We start from the raw sequence: 17,415 nt of genomic DNA, 5'->3' as shown, positions 1-17,415 counted from the left end.
ATATTATGATTTATATAGATAGACAATCCGTTAAAAAGCCAGCCATTCTTGATTCTGAGCGAATGAAACAAGAGTTTGAAAAGTTGAAAGCTTTTTATGATATAAATAATATTAAAAGTGATTTTAAGCGCTATAAATTCAGCAGAATAACCGATCAGAAAGAGGTAATGGATGCTTTAGAGCATTTATTTAATGGAAAATGCGCCTACTGCGAAGATCCAATAAAATCAACAAGTAAAGGGGATAATGACTTATATAGACCAAAAGATGGCTCCATGAATATAGATGGCTCTTTTGACCCAGATCACTATTGGTGGTTGGCCTATGAATGGTTGAATATGTATTTATCTTGCTCCGCATGTAACAGAAGATACAAACGAAATAATTTCCCGGTAGAAGGAAATCGGGCAGCGGTTATGGGGGATCTATCTGTTGAGAAGCCTTTACTTTTAGATCCTTGTAATCCTAACGACTTTTTAGAACAGCATATTGGATATGAAAAAGAAGAAGCCATTGGTTTTACGAAACGAGGTCAGCAGACAATAAAAATACTGGGGCTAAACAGAAGTGCTTTACGCCGGCAGAGACGTCAAGAATTAAGGAATTTAGCTAAATTAATAGCGCAATATAATGAGGTTAAATCACTACCCAATTTTGACACCTCAAATAGTATTGCTCTAATTAAAGATCATACAGGGCTTTCAAGTCCTTTTTTAGACTGTAAATGGGGCAATTATAAGTCTCAACTTCTTGAAGTATATGGAAATGAGATTCCAGAATACTTGCCTTTTTACGGAGAACAAGAGCCATCTAGAGAAAGTAATACTGGAAGCGCCAAGAAAAAGCAAAAATCTAGAAAATCGTATTCTTTAGATAAAATGGGTGATGAAGGTAAGAGCACGTATTTTGGACAGAGTAGATGGATTACAAAAGTTAAAATAAGTAATTTTAAGATTATTGAAGATTTAGAACTAAGTTTTGCTGAAAATGAATCTGAAGAAATAATTGAACCATGGATGGCCCTTTTAGGTGAAAATGGCACCGGAAAAAGCACCATTCTACAAGCTATTGCATTAACACTAGCGGGTCAAGAACGTTTGGATAAGCTAGATCTAAAGGCTAGTGCTTTTGTGAACAGAAATTCAGATGTAACAAGTGGTTGGGTTAAGATGTATTTAAACGATAGAACTAGGCCTATTACTCTTAATTTTGATAAATCAACTAACTTATTTACTGTCACTCCAAAAGCGCCACAACTAATTGTTCGTGCTTATGGAGCCACTCGTTTATTTTCGAAGAGTTTAGACAATTTACATAGTAAAGATTTTACGTTTTTAGAAAATCTTTTCAATCCTTTAAAACTATTACTAAATGGTAATAAATGGCTTACAGAAAAAATTAAGGATAACGAACTGTTTCAGGAAATCACAAAGAGTTTAGCAGATTTATTGTCGCTTGATGATGATCAGTATTTTTATCCAGATCAAGATGAAGAAGGCAACCAAATTGTATGTTTGAAATTATATGCAAATAAAGAAGGGATTTCCTTAGATGAGTTAAGCGCAGGCTATAAAGCTATTTTAGCTCTAGCATTAGATATCATGATGGGCTTTGGCAAAGTGTGGCCTTCCATATTTAACGCTCAAGGTATTGTTTTAGTGGATGAAATAGGGGTGCATCTTCACCCACGTTGGAAAATGCGTATTATTTCTGCGCTTAGAAAAACGTTTCCTGGTATTAACTTTATAATTGCTACACATGAACCTCTTTGTTTACGTGGTTTAGAGGAAGGAGAGGTTATTTTAATACGCTTAGATGAAAACAAAGAAATTGAGATTGTGACTGATTTACCCTCACCTAAGAGCATGCAAGTAGGGCAATTATTAACTTCTATCTTCGGACTCTATACAACTTTAGATCCAGAAATGGAACGTAAATTTACAGAGTTTAATGAATTGCAATCGCTAAGAAAACACACTGAAATTCAAGAGGAACGTTTAGAAGGATTGAAATTAGAATTAAAGGATCATTTAATTGAAGATTCATTAACTGGTAAATTACGTCCAAATACCTTGCTAGGTGAAACTATGGATGAGGCAATAGCATTTAAAGCCGTTGAAAAGGAATATGCTAAAGATGATGAACGTTCATTAAAAAAGGAATTAGAATCACTTAGTGCAGATGAATTAGATGAAATAAAGTCTTTATGGACCAATAATTAAAGAAGTTCAAATATGATAAAGATAGACCGCCCAAAACGCCCAAATATTTCAATTTATACAACAAAGAATACTAATCTTGATAGAAATCAAGACAAGGATAATGCATTGCGCGAAACCCTTAAGTTATTAATTGATGCCAATGTAGAACATTTTAAGGACATTTTCGAGAGGTTGGAAAATGGAAAGAAATTCACAAAGGCTGAAGCAGAAACATTAAAAGCTATTGCCTTTTTTGCTGATACCAATAATTTCAATAATGACAAAAAACTTACTAAGAAAACTAATTTAAAGTTTAGTGTTTATAAAAACGCTAAGCTAAAGGAAAATTTAAAGATCGTTTTTAACGATAAATGTGCTTATTGTGAAAGTAAACTTGCCCACGTCACACCTCCTGATATTGAGCATTTTAGACCCAAAGCTGCAATAAACCCTTTTACAAATCAAATAGATGAAGATCTTATTTATCCTGGTTATTATTGGTTAGGCGCAGATTGGGATAATTTACTTTGGTCCTGCCCGCTATGCAATAGAAAAACAAAGCAGTTAATTCCTGATGCCGTTGAACTTGAGCCTTTAGGTAAAAAAAATCGATTTCCGGTAATAGCTAATCGAGTTAGAAGTCATCATGAACTTATTAGTAAAGAAGAACTTGAACGCTTACTTATTGATCCTTGCAAAGAAAATCCAGCAGACCATTTAGAATTTCAACTAGATGGAACCGTTAGATCTAAAATAGATAACCAAGGTAACCCTAATGCTATGGGAGAAGCATCTAAAAAAGCTTATGCTTTAAATAGACAGGATTTGGTAATGGCAAGAAGAAAAGAATGTAAAAGACTTAAAGTAGATTTAATAGGAATACGAAATACGCTGAAACTAATAATTCGGGAAAATGATCCAGCGAAAAAAAGGAAGCACAAAGAAGAGTTTAATATAATGAGGGAAGCTATTAATGACGAGTTTGCTGTGGATTCACCATTTTTAGCACAAAAGGAAGTAATAATCAGCGATTTTTTTGAAAGAGAAGGCATAGCCTCGATTGGTTTTACAAAAGAAGGACTATTGGATTAGTTAATTTTTACATTGAAAATTTAAAAAATTCAACTTTCGTTTCCTTACTGCAAGAAGTTTGTAATTCACTAAATTTAAAAATCTTACTCTTCTATCAATTCTGTTTTCTAACACATCTAAATTTAATATAAAACACATAAATTATTATATAACCTTGTAAACCATAGCAAAAGAGAATGTCAAGATTTAGACGCTTCTTCTGTACTAAGCCTGAACTATTCTAAATCCACAATTAATTGAGACATAAACCTATCTTCTGAAGGCGGTTTTTCTCCATACATAAAGCTTTTCATTTTAAACTTTGAGTCTTTATTAAGAACAATGAGTTCTAAATAACCTGTGGTGTTTTCGTCAATATTAGGATCAAAAACTTTAGAGGCAGTAATAAATAAATTGGCTCCAAAAAATCGGGTAAAATCTCCTCCACTACCCTTAGTGATAAAATTAATATTAAAAGAATTTAAAGCTTTAGTCAAATCTTTACCAAAACTGGACAAACGCCTCATTGTTCTCTTAGGGTCACTGGCCGCATTTTCTTTGGCTTCCCCTATTTTTATAGCCGAATTAATAACTTTTTCAATAAGCATTTCCTCTTTACCAACCAGTAAGTTTAGGTAAAATTCAAAATCTTCACTAGTCTCTATTCTTTCTATAATTTCTTGTATGCTATTATTTATATTCCTAAACCTTTTGGCTCGTTTTTTTAATTCGGGGTCTGTAGAGTTTTCTAATTTATTATGTAAAGTTGTTATTGTTTTGGCCAGATTAGTTTTTAGTGAATTAAAATCTTTTATAAGATCATAATAATCATAATCATAGCCATACATTACTGGGAGTGAAGCATATAAAATCACTGCTTGTAGTTTTTCAAGAGCATAACCCTTTGTTAATAAAACTTCATTCTCAAAAGCCGTTATAAACAATAGTTCTCTTAGTTTAGATTGCAAGGCTCCTGATAGTTTTTTGTATTTATCATCTTTTTTCTTAGTAGGTGCACTATACCAAGCCCTCCCAAGATCTGAAGACATTTTTACTGTCATACGAATTAGAGTATTACCAAGCACTTTTTTCCTTCTATGATTTGATTTCAGTTGTTTTACCCAATTGGTTTTCGTTAAATCCGTTATTTCAGAAAAAGGCTCTTTAAGATTTATCTCGATAAAGGGGTCTATAATACGAGTTAAAAGTTTCTTGCTTAATGCTTTTTCTTGATATTTGAAATCAAATGAAACTTTAAGAGACTCTTTTTCTACTCCAAAGTCGTTCTGCTTCTTTTTACCAAGGTAATCCCCCATGATAGCAAGCTTAATAAATTCGCGGTTCTTTTTAATGGTATCACTAGATTCGAATTCGTACATAATGAACCTACCATCAACTTCGCTCATAAAAGTACCTTTAACAAAAGATTCATTTATACGTGTAAAATCTCTTTTTACCCCAGGAATACTTAAAGAAAATGTTTTCTGCTTTTTAACTCTATGGGTTAAAACGCCTTTTGATAAATGAATTCCCTTTATTTCATTAGTGAGTAAATTCCCATAATCACCTTTAAGCAGTGCTTGTAGGCCATTAGTTGGGTTTGTATCTGCATTAAAACTAAAGGAAGCATCAATAAGGGCGCTATGCTCTTTTTCTTTTTGATACGTAAAAGCTAACGATAATTCATATTCTTTTTGAAGGGCAGTCTTTACCTTTTCCAGGATCTTTTCGCCTTTTTTATGCATATTTTCTATAAAGGTATTTATAGCTTTAAGCTCATCTATAAGTTCCTTTTGACCATCAAAGAGGCTTTCTAATTTTCCTTTAAGCCAATCACTTAATTCTTTTTCATCTGCGAATTTTGCTGCTTTTTTAATTTTACCTATAGATAGTTTTTCTGAAATTTCTTTATGAAGATTCTTAATTAAGGCTTCAAAATCTAATAGTTCAGAGGTTTTTAGTGCTTTTTCCTGAAGCTTTTTAACCAATTCTTGATCGCCAACGAGGTCAAACAAATCATCAAAAGGTACTATGGATTCAAGAACCTGTCCTAGTGCCGTATCATGAAAACCGGTATCTTGCATTTTTTCTTCTAAGAACTTACTAACTCCTGTATCCGGGTTTCCAAGATCTTTTAATTCTGTCTGTAAAGACTGAAGATCTACAGATGTATTGTCCTTTATAAGCTTGAAAATAGCTTCACCTCCTTCTGCTCCAACGGCATCCCATTTTTCAAACAAATCATTCAACGTTTTCTTTGCATCTTTTATAATATCAATTTGGGTGATTTTTTTGACAATATCTTCTGTTATCCCAAATAATTCATCTTTGAGATTATCAGGATTACTATATTTTCTAATATCTTCCAAAATCTGGCCATGATGAATTCCTATGGTAGCCTTAATAAGATCTTCTACGGACAATTCATTAAACTCTCCTAAATCAGCCTTACCCCAAGCGTTTAAACCAGCAGCGAAATTCCATCCATTTAATTTTCTTTTATAAAGTTGCACTCTAATAGTTGGTACTTCTTCAGGTCTACTAACTACTAAAGAGAAGTTATTTTGCAGATTAAGACCAATACTAATTTCGGCTGCTAATTTGGCTTGTAGACTTACAGTTCCAGAAAAATTCGGATTTTGAGATTCTTTTTCCCAATCAAAATCAAAACCGGCTTGTGCACCTAATTTCGCATTTAAAGCTCCTTCTCGCTCCATCACTAAAAACGTACCAGGACTTAGATCATTGGCTCTTTTAACTCTACTAGGAGATTGTAATTCACTTATGAGTTGTCCTATCGCAGAACGAATACGCTCGGTTTTAGCAAGTTTTACTATTACAGCTGCACGTTTCTTTTTAGAGGCACTTACACTTGCAGTGGTAGATACTGAGCCTAAAGGCCATTTCCCTTCTGCTTTTCCGCTTATAGTATAGTTAAAGGAGAATACCCCATAAGCAAAACCATTGTCAAGTTCTGGTAGTTCAACGTTAAGCGTATCATTAATTAATAAGTCTTTTACGGCCTCTTCAGCTGTATCGTAAATAGCAATCTTTAAACCAGCTTTGGCTTCAATACTTACTTTAGGAATATCTTTAAACTTTAATTTTTCTGTATCTCCCGATACAGTTAGTTCTCCTTCACCCAATATAATTGGTAAGGATATTTTATTTAAACGGTTATTAATTATAACTGCCTGATTTGAATTTATTTCTATTCCTAAATTTGCGTTATTCTCAAATAACTCGATATTCTTTTCAAAGAGTATTACTTCCATTTTTACAGTTGATGTTTTAATTATTTATACTTTAGTTTGGTGTTTGTTTCTTTGGGTTTGGTTTTTCATGTTGTAATGAACTACGTAGCTTAATAAGTTTATTTAATACATCAAACCAAAATGGGGAGCCAAGAGAAATGGCTAAGGCTGTAAGGATATAACCCCATAAGTTTTTATAAAACCCTTTAGAAAAAAACACGTAGGATAGTTTGTAGTAAGCAGAATTAACAGGGATTTCACGTTTATCAAAATCCTCTTTAGTCACCGGAAGAATGGCATTTTTTAAATGTATGGTGTCAGCAGATTTATTGGCTTCCAAATAGACATCAATGGTGTCACATTTCTTAAATAAGCCAAATAAATACGTCTTCTTAATTACCTTTAATGGATAGTCAAACCTGACTGCATCTTTTTTTAGACTATCAAGAGAATTAACCACACTTAATTGCTCAGGTATTTTCCAATTGGTGCCAATGATGTTTTGAGCAGAATAAATATCATCATTAATCACTTTAGCTACATTGATTAATGAATCACGTACTTCTTGAAATCTTTCATCTTCTTCTACAGTTGGTGACTTGTTAATTGCATCGTGAGCAGGATTATTAATTTCCTTGTTTTCTTCTCCTTTATCCTCGTCTGGTTTTGGAATCTGCTTAACCTCTTGAAAATCGTTGGAATATTCCACGGCTAGCTCAACAAGTTCAGCTCTAGCATCTGGGTCCTTAGATAACTTTTTAACAATATTGATGGTGTCTGCATTAAAACTTACAGCTAGCACAAACCCCACAATAAAGAGTATATACTGCACCCTACGCTTAAACCAACCTGTTGAACGCTCCATAGTATCATTAAACCATTGTTCTAATAAAAGTTTAAACTCATCTACTTTAGTATCGGCATCAGTTAATAATGACTCTATGTGCTTTCTAGTATCGGATTCCTTAGGTAATAATGCTAGTCCCGCCTTAATCTTCGCGTCAAACGAGGCATCTTCAAATAATTGTTCTAAAGGTTGCCTCCTCTTTACCTCACCTCCATTGATGAGTTGCTGCATGGCATTTAAGTTTCTTTTTAAACCAATATTATTTGGAAATACCTCTGAAGCAATGCCCAACTTTTCTATATCCGTTCTTTTCTCAAACCAACCCTCAAAAGTTTTGCTTTCGTCCTCAATTTCATTATATGCTTTCATAAAAACCGAGGTTTCATCAAGCAAAATAAATTCTTGCTTTAGAAGGTTAGTATCAACTCCAAATTTTTTAAATAAAACAACGATGGAAATATCTGAATTGAGACTATCGACCAATGCCTTCGAAAAATTCTTGGGAGACATATAAGATGGTTTATTGGCTATGCCACCACCTCCTAAGTATTTAATGATTGGCTGATTGTAAAATAAATGAAATAGTTCTGGATCCTTTAGGTTACCTGATCTTCCTGAAAACTTTAAAAACGTATTCCATATTTTTAAAAAAGCTCTTGGAATAAGATTTATTAAGTTTTTAAAAAAGCTCAACCAATAAGAATCTTCTATTTTATTATCGAACCATTTGGCATGCCTTTCATTCATAAGCATACGTCTCAACGCATACCTTAGATTTCTAGCGCGAAGTCCTAGAAATGAATTTATAATTTCCATTATTACCGTGGCAAAGAGACTATATAAGAGATAAATGAATACTAGCCCAATTACTACATCTAATGCTACACTTCCAGTCATGATTTCACAATTTTAATTTATGGAAATAACTTAATAGCTTCCCTTAAGGGAAATAGATTTGCAGTAAATAATTCTTTTAGGAGAATTTAAATATAAGTTTTTTTTTACTAAATATGAATTATTGTATGATTTTTTTTATCTTTAAGTTAATTTTTCCAACTCTAAATCTCGCAATCAAATGTCCAGTCTAATATTGGAAACCCATTAACTAGATAATAAAAAAACTAAACTCTAACTTAAAGAATTAGAAAAACCTGAATATCAATAGATATTATTAATCATCAATAGTTTTAATTTTGATAATTAATTATTTTTAAATACTTTTAGTACTTCCCTAGTACATTAATTAATAATTAGTATAAGAATTAATAATTAGTATAAGTTTTTTTGCTTTCACTAGGGTCTTATTACATGGTAAATTATTTACCACTCTTCTCTTTTGTTTAGTAAAAACTAATAATTACAAATCATACTGCTTGGGTATTCTGTAATTCAACAAGTTATAAATAATGGTTAAAAAAATATTCTTAATTATTGTCATTGTAACTATGAGTTCTTGCAACTCATATCTAGTGTATTGTGGAGAAAGAAATAATAAATCTTTTATCGCAAGCGACAGTCAATTGAAACAGGAGACTCAATATAAATATTATAATACAATTGAAAACAAAGAAATTGCTAAAAAAATAAGAATACCTGTTGTTTTTCACGTCCTCTATCGTAATAGCTCAATGAAGATTAGTAAAGAATCTATACAGTCTGAAATAACGGTTTTAAATGAAAATTTTTCAGCTAGTAATAAAGAGATAGACAACATAGTTCCTGACGAAATAAAACACAAAATAGGCACGGCAAATATTGAATTTTATTTAGCACAAACAGACCCTCAAGGGAATGTCACAGATGGAATAATATATAGAAAAACCAAAAGAAAGTTTTACTCATTCGCTAGGCCTATTTTTTATGCAGATCCGTTATGGAACCCAAAAAAATATATGAACGTGTATGTGGGGAACGTTAGAGTAAACAAATTTAAGAACACAAGTGGTTACGTTGATCATCCAAGAATATGGAGGTCTCCTGAAAAAGATGCAATAGCAGTTAGCTACAACCGAATGGGTAAAGGAAATAAATTACTCACTCATGAAACTGGTCATTGGCTTGGTCTTCGCCATATTTTTGAAAGAAAGAAAAAATGCGACTTAGTGGGAGATGGTATTGACGATACTCCTAACCAAAAAACAGCCACAAGTAATTGTCCTGATTCTAAAATACAATGCGGAAATCCTATTTATTTTTTCAACTTTATGGATTACTCTAGCTGTCGAGTTATGTTTACAATAGACCAAGTTGATAGAATGCATAATGTTATTTATAAATATAGAAACGAATTGATAAGATTAAAATAACTATGTTCATTCTATCAGGTCTTATAAGATAAAATTAGTTTCATAATACTGATTAAATAAGATTTTCTCTTTTTTTACATTAGAACATTTGATACTTAAGAAAAAGTGGTTACCCTATAAGTTACCCTAAGGCAACTTAAAAAATGGGAAGCCTTGAAAACACTAGGATAAATTAAAGAGTTACGGAGCCTCTTTCTCCGCTGAAACCCTTGTAAATAGTTTATTTTCAAGGGTTTTTCTTTTTAGTTAACAATATCCTTCATGAAATATTGATTTTTAACAAGCCATTTTAGTAATCATACTTATTGTTTTAACCCTGCAATTAATACAATATTTCTTCAAGGGGAAGATGTTTTATCCTATAACACTACTAAGCTTAAACATTGGTAAATACATCGCAATTAAAATTACACCAACTAAAACTCCAACAATTAAAATTATAAAAGGCTCCATAATAGTAGACAACATTTTAGATTGCTGCTGTACTTGCGTGTTATATTGCATATTTAATCTATCAAAAATAAATTCGGTTTGATTCGTTTCTTCTGCAACTTTAACAAGTGCTATCATTTTATCATCAAATAGTTTATGCTGGCTTAAACTTTTACTAAGCGATTCTCCTTTCAAAATATGTTGCTCAACAATTCCCAAAGCATGCTGAAGTGGATGAAAATTAATCATTTGCTTAACTAACTGGATACTATTTACTACTGGAACTTTTGAAGCTGTAAGTAACGAAACAGCTTGGGTAAATTGAGATAAATACACTGTTTTAACAAAATTCCCTATAAACGGGAGCTTTAAAATAAGCTTATCTTTTAATTGTTTGAAACGCTTTTTTTTATTTAAAAACGATTGTGAGGTAATAATAGCTATTATTATAAAAAGCAATATTAATCCATAGCTTTGCATAAATTCTGATACTTTAATTATAAGCTTAGTTATAGTAGGCAATTCTACACCTTGCTGTTTAAAAATGTCCTGAAACATAGGCACTACATAGTTTAACATAAATGCCACTACCAAAATCGCTGTGCTTAATATAATAACAGGGTAAGTTAACGCGCTAATCAAGTTTCTTCGCTGCTCGTTCTTTCTAGCGAAAAAACCACCTAATTGTTCACTAACTCTAGCTAATGTTCCAGTTTCTTCACCAATCTTTATGGAGTAATATTCGTAACTAGTAAATTGATTATTTTTACTTAAAGCATCTGACAAACTTTGTCCAGATACCACATCTAAACCTATCTTATTTAAAACATCTTTATTTTGTTTTTTCTTCTGAGAATTTTCAATAAGCTCTAAACCTTCTTTTAACGACACTCCAGCTTTTAACAGAACACCCAACTCGGTATAAAAATCTTCCTTTATTTTATTAGAAAAGGTGTTGTTAAATAATGTAATTTCCTTTTTTAAAAAAGAAAGGTCATTATTAGCTTCTTTTTTTGTTGGTGCTTGTTTTGCTATGTTATCTAACTGAAAGGCCATTAATTCATAAATTGGTTAGCATCGTTTTGTTTAAAAACAAACACTGGTTGGTTTTGGAATGTTTTTGAGGTTTCAAATTTTATAGCATCTACTCTCCCATTGGTTGTTTTGTCTCCATCAAAAAAGAGTAATTTATTATGTGTTGATATATTAAATGTATCTAACTCTTTAACGATATAGTCTGTTGCAAATTTATAAGTAGTAGTTTTTACATCAGAAGTAAAAATTAGTTCATCATTAATCATATTATATTCAATTTCAGAATATCTATTAAAGTCTAACCATAATGATTGCTCGAGTATATTAAGCTCTGTGTTTTTATTAAAATTATTTTGAATGCCAGACATATGCCTTTGAACTAAGGTTAATACAGAAAAAGCCATACCAACTACAATACTGGTCAAAATAATAACAACAATCATTTCGCTAAGTGTAAAAGCCTGTATTTTGTGTTTAGTAATCAATAGTTTCTTTTAAAATATTTTGATTTGTACTAGAGTTCTCGGCTTTAAATAATATTATATTTTGAGTGCTATTTTTATCAGAAACAATAGATATTTCCCACTGCTTATAATCATCATAATAAGGTAAACTTAATTTATCATTAAGGTATAAGTAATTAAGTTCACTTAAATGTGCTTCCACTCCTCTTGTATTGTTTTTAACGGTGTTTGAAAACAAATTGTTCAATATCATACTCGCTATCATAAAAACAACAACAATTAAAACTGTAGCTACCAGTGTTTCCATTAAAGTTGATGCTCTAATTTTTTTTAATACAACCATTTTGCAACATCATTTTTAGAGTTTTCAAAAGGGAGCCCGACATACTCTTCTGCTAGATTATTAACGATTATCGTTCCATTATAAATGTGATTTTGATATACTGACCCAGATTGATTTGCCACAAAGCCAGAAGTAAAAACACTGCCAGAAATGCTTCCTAATAGCTCTAAGTTTCTATTACAATACACTTCTCCTATTATAGTCGCTTTTTCATCAATTAGTATTTGAGCCTTATAATTTTTTGTGGTTCCTAAAAAAATAACACTTCCTTTTATTTTTGAACCTTTCTTTATTTTTATAAGCGGAGTTTCTTTATGATTAGTAGCTTCATGTGAATTAGTTTGCATTTTTTCTTTTAAAACCAAGGCTGTTGGATAATTTAGTTTGCAATTATTACCAATAGTAATTTCCTTAGTCGCAAAGGCTTGAAATACACCTTCAACATTATTTTTAATCTGAATTATTGGAGCTACTATAACCACATCTTTTAAATTAGAAGTTGCATCAACTATAATTCTGGCTTCAGATTGCACTAAAATATGTCCTGTTAATGATACTTCTGAAAGAACAATTGTTTCTCTACTATATATAACTTGTAATGGCTTGTAGAACGAATTTAAATATGTTCTTTTAATACTTAAATCTAAAAACTGATTTTCATCTATATTTCTATATACTTTATTAATAGTTGCAATTTGATTTAATGTTTCTTTCTGAAGTTTCGGCAAAGATTGACTTGTTTTAGCATTACCATAGATAAGTCGATTTCCATAATATGAATGTCCAGAAATATTGCCCGTCCTAACACCTTGTTTTGGCAAATAGACACCTCCTTGAATTCTTGTATTTCCAACAACTACTAAAGGTCTATTTTGCTCCTCTAGATAAAGTGCTGTTCGGTTAACATTAGGTTGAGACGCTCCAGTTAAAGCTATTTTTTTAAAGGTTTTATTTTTTATATTGGAAACAGCTATCACTTTTTCAAAAACACCCCAAAAACCTCGATGTACTTTTAAAGTTTTATAAGCTTCGTCTTGTAAATTAACTAGCACGGTATCGTTTAATTGAAGCTTATGTTGCAAAGCATGATTAATGCCTTTATCTGTATTATTAATGGTTTCTATAACAAAACCAGTTTGGGCTTTAAAGGTTTTATGAGTATGTAATAAAATAATAAAAGTTGATAACAACAAAGCAATAACTACTACAATAAATGTGGTAAGTTGTAAAGCTCCAGCTTTCACTCGATAATCGAGATTTAGATATTTCAAAGTTTGTTTCGCCTTTTTTAATACCTTCCTATTATCAATGACTAGATAACTTACTGCAAAGTGATTTATTTTTTTAATAAACCTCATGTTTTTGGAATGGTTTTCCTGTTACCTTTATAGCTTAATATAACATGCGTATTATTCCCTCTAACTAATTTTACCTCATTAATAGTTTGTCCTAATTTTATTAAATGTTGCTGATTATCAATAGAAATAATAAACACTTTTACTTTACTATTTTGATTAGAAATAATACCATGGTATATTATTGGTTTCCAAACTAAAACCGTTTTGGGCTTTGGGTTTTTAGGTGCAGACTTCTTTTTAACCAATAACGTTCCTAAAAAAGGATCTCTGTTAACCGTTTTAATAGAAAACGTGTCTATTTCTGTTCTAATTTTTGGATTAAAGTTTGCATCTATATTTTGCTGAGCAATATCTGGCAATGTTGGATTTGCAACTGATAGAATTTTGTAGCCTACAACACCCCAAACACCTAACACCAATGATAATAATATATATGTTTTCGTTTTATTCTTCAATCTTCGCTTTTAATAATTTTTCTACTAGTAATATTAGTTTTTCATTTTTATCTTCTAGAGATTCAATACGTTTCTCTTGCTCAATAGTATAAAGCATTAACTCTTCTATTTTTTGTAGTAATTTAGAATCCATCTCTCCTAAATAGATACCATCTTTTTTTACTTCTTCTGCACTTGGGATATCTTGTAAGTGTCCTTTTTCTTTTATATGCTGTTCTACTTCTTTTAGGGTTGGTAGTTTATAAGAATCTTCAAAAACAAAATCGCTCCAACCTATTAAATCAACTTTAACTTCTTTGGTGTGAATGTTTCCGTTTACTGCGAGTTTAGCATCTGGAGTTGTGGTGCCGATGCCGATATTGCCATTTTGGTTAATGGTTAACCCTTTACCTTTATTAAAAATACTAAGATTATAACCATCTCTACTTACATTTAATCCGATAGATTTGTTGTTACTACTACCATCACCTATCCACCAAACTTCATCTCCACTTTTATCATAACCCCCTAACCAACCATAAAAAGCATTGGCAGTATCTTCATGAGCAGTGTTTTGTAATTTTATGATTGCTCCATTTCCTGCTACATGTAATTTTGAATTTGGTGAAGCTGTACCTATACCTATATCTCCATCTGACTGAATAGTAAATTTATTTGCATAAGAAGATTCATTTGTTGAAAACCCAAAATACATCACATTACTTTCCGCCCACCATTTCCATTGGTGACCATAATTAGTCCGATTAAGAATATAACCTCCATTGGAATAATTAGAGTTTTTAAGTTCTATATTTGGTGACGATGTTCCTTGTACAACTAACTCGTGTGCTGGACTAGTAGTGCCTATTCCTATATTACCCACTGGAAGCGGTGGTGTACTTTGTGCTTGAGATTGCCATACTATAAAATTAAAACAGAAAATTAATATAAGTTTTTTCATGATACAATTATTCTTTAGATTTTTCTAGTTCAGTAATTCTATTGAGTAATATATCTATCTGCTTTTGTTGCTCAATAGTATAAAGCATTAACTCTTCTATTTTTTGTAGCAATTTAGAATCCATTTCTCCTAAATAGATGCCATCTTTTTTTACTTCTTCGGCACTTGGTATATCTTTTAAATGCCCTTTTTCTTTTATATGTTGCTCAACTTCTTTTAAGGTTGGCAGCTTATAAGAATTTTTAAAAACAAAATCACTCCAACCTATTAAATCTACTTTGACTTCTTTGGTATGAATGTTTCCGTTTACTGCGAGTTTAGCGTCAGGAGTTGTGGTACCGATGCCTACATTGCCAATTCCAGTTACAATAACCTTATCAATTCCTGATGATCTTAACCTAAGCAAATACCCATTTGTAGTTGCCGTGTTATTAACGGTCAGTCCATAATTTGTCATAGACGTTGAACTATTTTCAATTGTTAAACCATTTCGGTTCCCATCATTAAAAACATGTAATTTACTTGAGGGATTTGTAGTACCAATCCCAACATTACCAGAATTAACAAATGTCATTAGCTTACCTGCTCCAACAGTACTTCCTTGAGATATGTATAACCTATTGTCATGCCCATGGCTCAAATGAAAAACAGAATTACCATTATTAGGTCTAAAAGTAATAGCAGACTCATTATTGTAATTAATCCAAATTCCTTTATTATCAACTGTGCGAACGTCTAATTGACTAGCTGGAGCTGTTGTTCCTACTCCTAAATATCCGTTACTTTTTATAAATAAATGATTCGCATTAAAAGCACCAGATCCCGAAAAAGTTAAGCCTCCTAAAGAAGAATGTTTGATTGCAGCATTGGAATACCCAGCTCTATGAAATGACAGCACAGCATCTCCAGCATCACTGTTTTGTAGCTCTAAAGTATGAGCACCAGTATGCCAGTGAGAACTAGTAACAGTGCCAATATCTGCTGTAATCGTAGTTGTACCGTTTACATGTAATTTCTCATCTGGTGTTGTCGTTCCAATCCCAACTTTATCACCTGTATCTGTTACCTGCGAAAACCCAAAAGGAGTTATTATTAAACTTAAAACAATTGCTATTCTTTTCATTTTTTATGATTTTATTTTTGCTTCTATTTCTTCAACCCTTTCCAATAAAGTTTTTAAAACTTCATTTTCTTTTTTGAGAGATTTATTATTCTCTTCTATAGATTCAATTCGCTTTTCCTGCTCAATAGTATAAAGCATTAACTCTTCTATCTTTTGAAGTAATTTAGAATCCATTTCTCCTAAATAGATGCCATCTTTTTTTACTTCTTCGGCACTTGGTATATCTTTTAAATGCCCTTTTTCTTTTATATGTTGTTCTACTTCTTTTAGAGTTGGCAAATTGTAAGAATCTTTAAAAACAAAATCTGCCCAATTAGCATAAGTAGCTACTTTTACTTCTGTGGCAGCTATTTTACCATTTACTCCTAGTCTAAAACCTTTGGTATCTGTGGTGCCGATGCCTAAGTTTCCTAAGGCATCAATTCTAACACGCTCAATATTATCGTCCTTAAAAATGAGAGAACCTGTACTACCTGCTCTAAACTGCCATAGATTCCCTGTGCTATTAGCTAAAGACAATTGGTTATTTGTTGTGTCTTTTATTTCCAATTTAGATCCTGGAGTAGTTGTGCCAATGCCGACTTTTCCGTCAGCTCGAACCCGCATAACTTCAGCATTATTAACCACCCACCTTTGGACGGTATTATTAGTACTAGAATTTGATATCTCTACCTTTAGCCCATTAGAAGAGATTCCAGTATCAGTATTTTTAAAGTTGGCAATAAAGTCAACAGGAATTGCTTTTTCTATTTGAAGTGCAGCACTTGGTGTAGTTGTGCCGATACCTACATTACCATTATTCTTAATTATCATTTTATCTGATGCAGCTGATGTCTCTGAAACAGTTCTAAAAACTGCAATATCTCCAGATTTAGATCCAAAATACAGAGCACTACTACCGTAAATTTCGTTTGGATCTAATAATAATATACTTCCATTATCGCTGTCAAGTGTTAAATAACTATTATTTGGAACCCATTTACCTCCTAGAGTATTTCCAGGCCTCTTAACTTCTAATTTTGCAGATGGTGAATTTGTGCCAATACCTATATTTCCGTTAGATTTTAATCTGAAATATTCTATTCCTGAATGATGTAGTCTAAAATCACCAGACAAATTATCAATACGCCAATCATTAGAATTAATTGGACCGTCCAATTTAATTTCACCTCCTTCTGTTGAGGTAGTTGCATTAACTCGTAGATAATTAGACATTATTGTTCCATTAACGTCTAATTTTTCATCTGGAGCTGTTGTCCCAATACCCACATTACCGTTTTGAGGGTTAATAATAAATCGAGTAAAATTATCAACGCCACTATACCTTGTGCCTATCCTAAAAAGATTATCAGGAGCGACACCGCCCCAATCCGCATTAAACCCAATATAGGCTCCTGTTTGTCCGCCATCTTGTTTTAATTCAATTCTTGGATTATCAGCTTCGTTGTTATTATCGGTATCTGCTTCAATTTTTAGAGTAGCGTCTCCAGAAGTTCCAGAAGATACCGTTTCTACAACGGTTTGAGCGTTTAATTGTAAACTTACAACTAAACTGAGGGTAAAAATGATTGTTATTCTTTTCATGA

The 17,415-nt window shown here is 31.9% G+C and carries 13 protein-coding genes; 3 read left to right on the top strand and 10 right to left on the bottom strand.

Annotated elements, in window-relative coordinates:
* Positions 1-5 precede the first annotated feature (5 nt).
* Together M3P09_RS07680 and M3P09_RS07675 are read left to right on the top strand one after the other, a co-directional pair.
* Entirely contained in the window at positions 6-2,222 is a 2,217-nt protein-coding gene (locus tag M3P09_RS07680; RefSeq protein WP_249972664.1) for an AAA family ATPase, read from the top strand.
* Positions 2,223-2,234: 12 nt separating this feature from the next.
* Positions 2,235-3,293 (top strand): HNH endonuclease family protein, encoded by a 1,059-nt coding sequence (locus M3P09_RS07675; protein ID WP_249972663.1) that lies wholly within the window; start codon positions 2,235-2,237, stop codon positions 3,291-3,293.
* Between the two features lie 215 nt (positions 3,294-3,508).
* Here the strand turns inward: M3P09_RS07675 and M3P09_RS07670 are convergent, their stop codons facing one another.
* Together M3P09_RS07670 and M3P09_RS07665 are read right to left on the bottom strand one after the other, a co-directional pair.
* Positions 3,509-6,547, bottom strand: a complete 3,039-nt coding sequence (locus M3P09_RS07670; RefSeq protein WP_249972662.1) for a hypothetical protein — start codon at positions 6,545-6,547, stop codon at positions 3,509-3,511.
* Positions 6,548-6,578: 31 nt separating this feature from the next.
* Positions 6,579-8,270, bottom strand: coding sequence for a hypothetical protein (locus M3P09_RS07665; protein WP_249972661.1), 1,692 nt, complete (start codon positions 8,268-8,270; stop codon positions 6,579-6,581).
* Between the two features lie 548 nt (positions 8,271-8,818).
* Between M3P09_RS07665 and M3P09_RS07660 the strand changes: the two genes are divergently transcribed.
* A complete protein-coding gene (locus M3P09_RS07660) occupies positions 8,819-9,679 on the top strand; it encodes a M43 family zinc metalloprotease (protein ID WP_249972660.1) in 861 nt (286 codons plus the stop codon).
* 354 nt (positions 9,680-10,033) lie between these two features.
* On the opposite strand, the gene M3P09_RS07655 is transcribed toward M3P09_RS07660, so the two are convergent.
* From M3P09_RS07655 to M3P09_RS07620, 8 genes are read right to left on the bottom strand one after another with little or no spacing between them, the layout of a single operon-like run.
* Positions 10,034-11,167 (bottom strand): type II secretion system F family protein, encoded by a 1,134-nt coding sequence (locus tag M3P09_RS07655; RefSeq protein WP_249972659.1) that lies wholly within the window; start codon positions 11,165-11,167, stop codon positions 10,034-10,036.
* Positions 11,167-11,631, bottom strand: coding sequence for a PulJ/GspJ family protein (locus tag M3P09_RS07650; RefSeq protein WP_249972658.1), 465 nt, complete (start codon positions 11,629-11,631; stop codon positions 11,167-11,169). Before M3P09_RS07650 ends, M3P09_RS07655 begins: the two co-directional genes overlap by 1 nt.
* A complete protein-coding gene (locus M3P09_RS07645; protein WP_249972657.1) occupies positions 11,621-11,953 on the bottom strand; it encodes a hypothetical protein in 333 nt (110 codons plus the stop codon). Before M3P09_RS07645 ends, M3P09_RS07650 begins: the two co-directional genes overlap by 11 nt.
* Positions 11,941-13,311 (bottom strand): hypothetical protein, encoded by a 1,371-nt coding sequence (locus tag M3P09_RS07640; protein ID WP_249972656.1) that lies wholly within the window; start codon positions 13,309-13,311, stop codon positions 11,941-11,943. The genes M3P09_RS07645 and M3P09_RS07640 overlap by 13 nt, the downstream gene beginning before the upstream one ends.
* A complete protein-coding gene (locus M3P09_RS07635) occupies positions 13,308-13,766 on the bottom strand; it encodes a hypothetical protein (protein ID WP_249972655.1) in 459 nt (152 codons plus the stop codon). Before M3P09_RS07635 ends, M3P09_RS07640 begins: the two co-directional genes overlap by 4 nt.
* Positions 13,756-14,706, bottom strand: a complete 951-nt coding sequence (locus M3P09_RS07630) for a tail fiber protein (RefSeq protein WP_249972654.1) — start codon at positions 14,704-14,706, stop codon at positions 13,756-13,758. The genes M3P09_RS07635 and M3P09_RS07630 overlap by 11 nt, the downstream gene beginning before the upstream one ends.
* Before the next feature lie 7 nt (positions 14,707-14,713).
* Positions 14,714-15,829: a hypothetical protein gene (locus M3P09_RS07625; RefSeq protein WP_249972653.1), complete on the bottom strand. Its 1,116-nt coding sequence runs from the start codon at positions 15,827-15,829 to the stop codon at positions 14,714-14,716.
* A 3-nt stretch (positions 15,830-15,832) separates the two neighbouring features.
* On the bottom strand, positions 15,833-17,413 hold the full coding sequence (locus M3P09_RS07620) for a hypothetical protein (protein WP_249972652.1): 1,581 nt from the start codon (positions 17,411-17,413) through the stop codon (positions 15,833-15,835).
* Positions 17,414-17,415 lie beyond the last annotated feature (2 nt).

Origin of the sequence: Jejuia spongiicola, from assembly GCF_023502325.1 — a bacterium.
In the GTDB taxonomy this organism is placed as follows: Bacteria; Bacteroidota; Bacteroidia; order Flavobacteriales; family Flavobacteriaceae; genus Wocania_A; species Wocania_A spongiicola.
This window is presented reverse-complemented; position numbering and strand designations above follow the sequence as displayed.

Coding starts and splice junctions, on each gene's coding strand:
- M3P09_RS07620 (WP_249972652.1), bottom strand. CDS start 17,413: ATGAAAAGAATAACAATCATTTTTACCCTCAGTTTAGTTGTAAGTTTA.
- M3P09_RS07660 (WP_249972660.1), top strand. CDS start 8,819: ATGAGTTCTTGCAACTCATATCTAGTGTATTGTGGAGAAAGAAATAAT.
- M3P09_RS07640 (WP_249972656.1), bottom strand. CDS start 13,311: ATGAGGTTTATTAAAAAAATAAATCACTTTGCAGTAAGTTATCTAGTC.
- M3P09_RS07655 (WP_249972659.1), bottom strand. CDS start 11,167: ATGGCCTTTCAGTTAGATAACATAGCAAAACAAGCACCAACAAAAAAA.
- M3P09_RS07665 (WP_249972661.1), bottom strand. CDS start 8,270: ATGACTGGAAGTGTAGCATTAGATGTAGTAATTGGGCTAGTATTCATT.
- M3P09_RS07680 (WP_249972664.1), top strand. CDS start 6: ATGATTTATATAGATAGACAATCCGTTAAAAAGCCAGCCATTCTTGAT.
- M3P09_RS07625 (WP_249972653.1), bottom strand. CDS start 15,829: ATGAAAAGAATAGCAATTGTTTTAAGTTTAATAATAACTCCTTTTGGG.
- M3P09_RS07675 (WP_249972663.1), top strand. CDS start 2,235: ATGATAAAGATAGACCGCCCAAAACGCCCAAATATTTCAATTTATACA.
- M3P09_RS07645 (WP_249972657.1), bottom strand. CDS start 11,953: ATGGTTGTATTAAAAAAAATTAGAGCATCAACTTTAATGGAAACACTG.
- M3P09_RS07630 (WP_249972654.1), bottom strand. CDS start 14,706: ATGAAAAAACTTATATTAATTTTCTGTTTTAATTTTATAGTATGGCAA.
- M3P09_RS07670 (WP_249972662.1), bottom strand. CDS start 6,547: ATGGAAGTAATACTCTTTGAAAAGAATATCGAGTTATTTGAGAATAAC.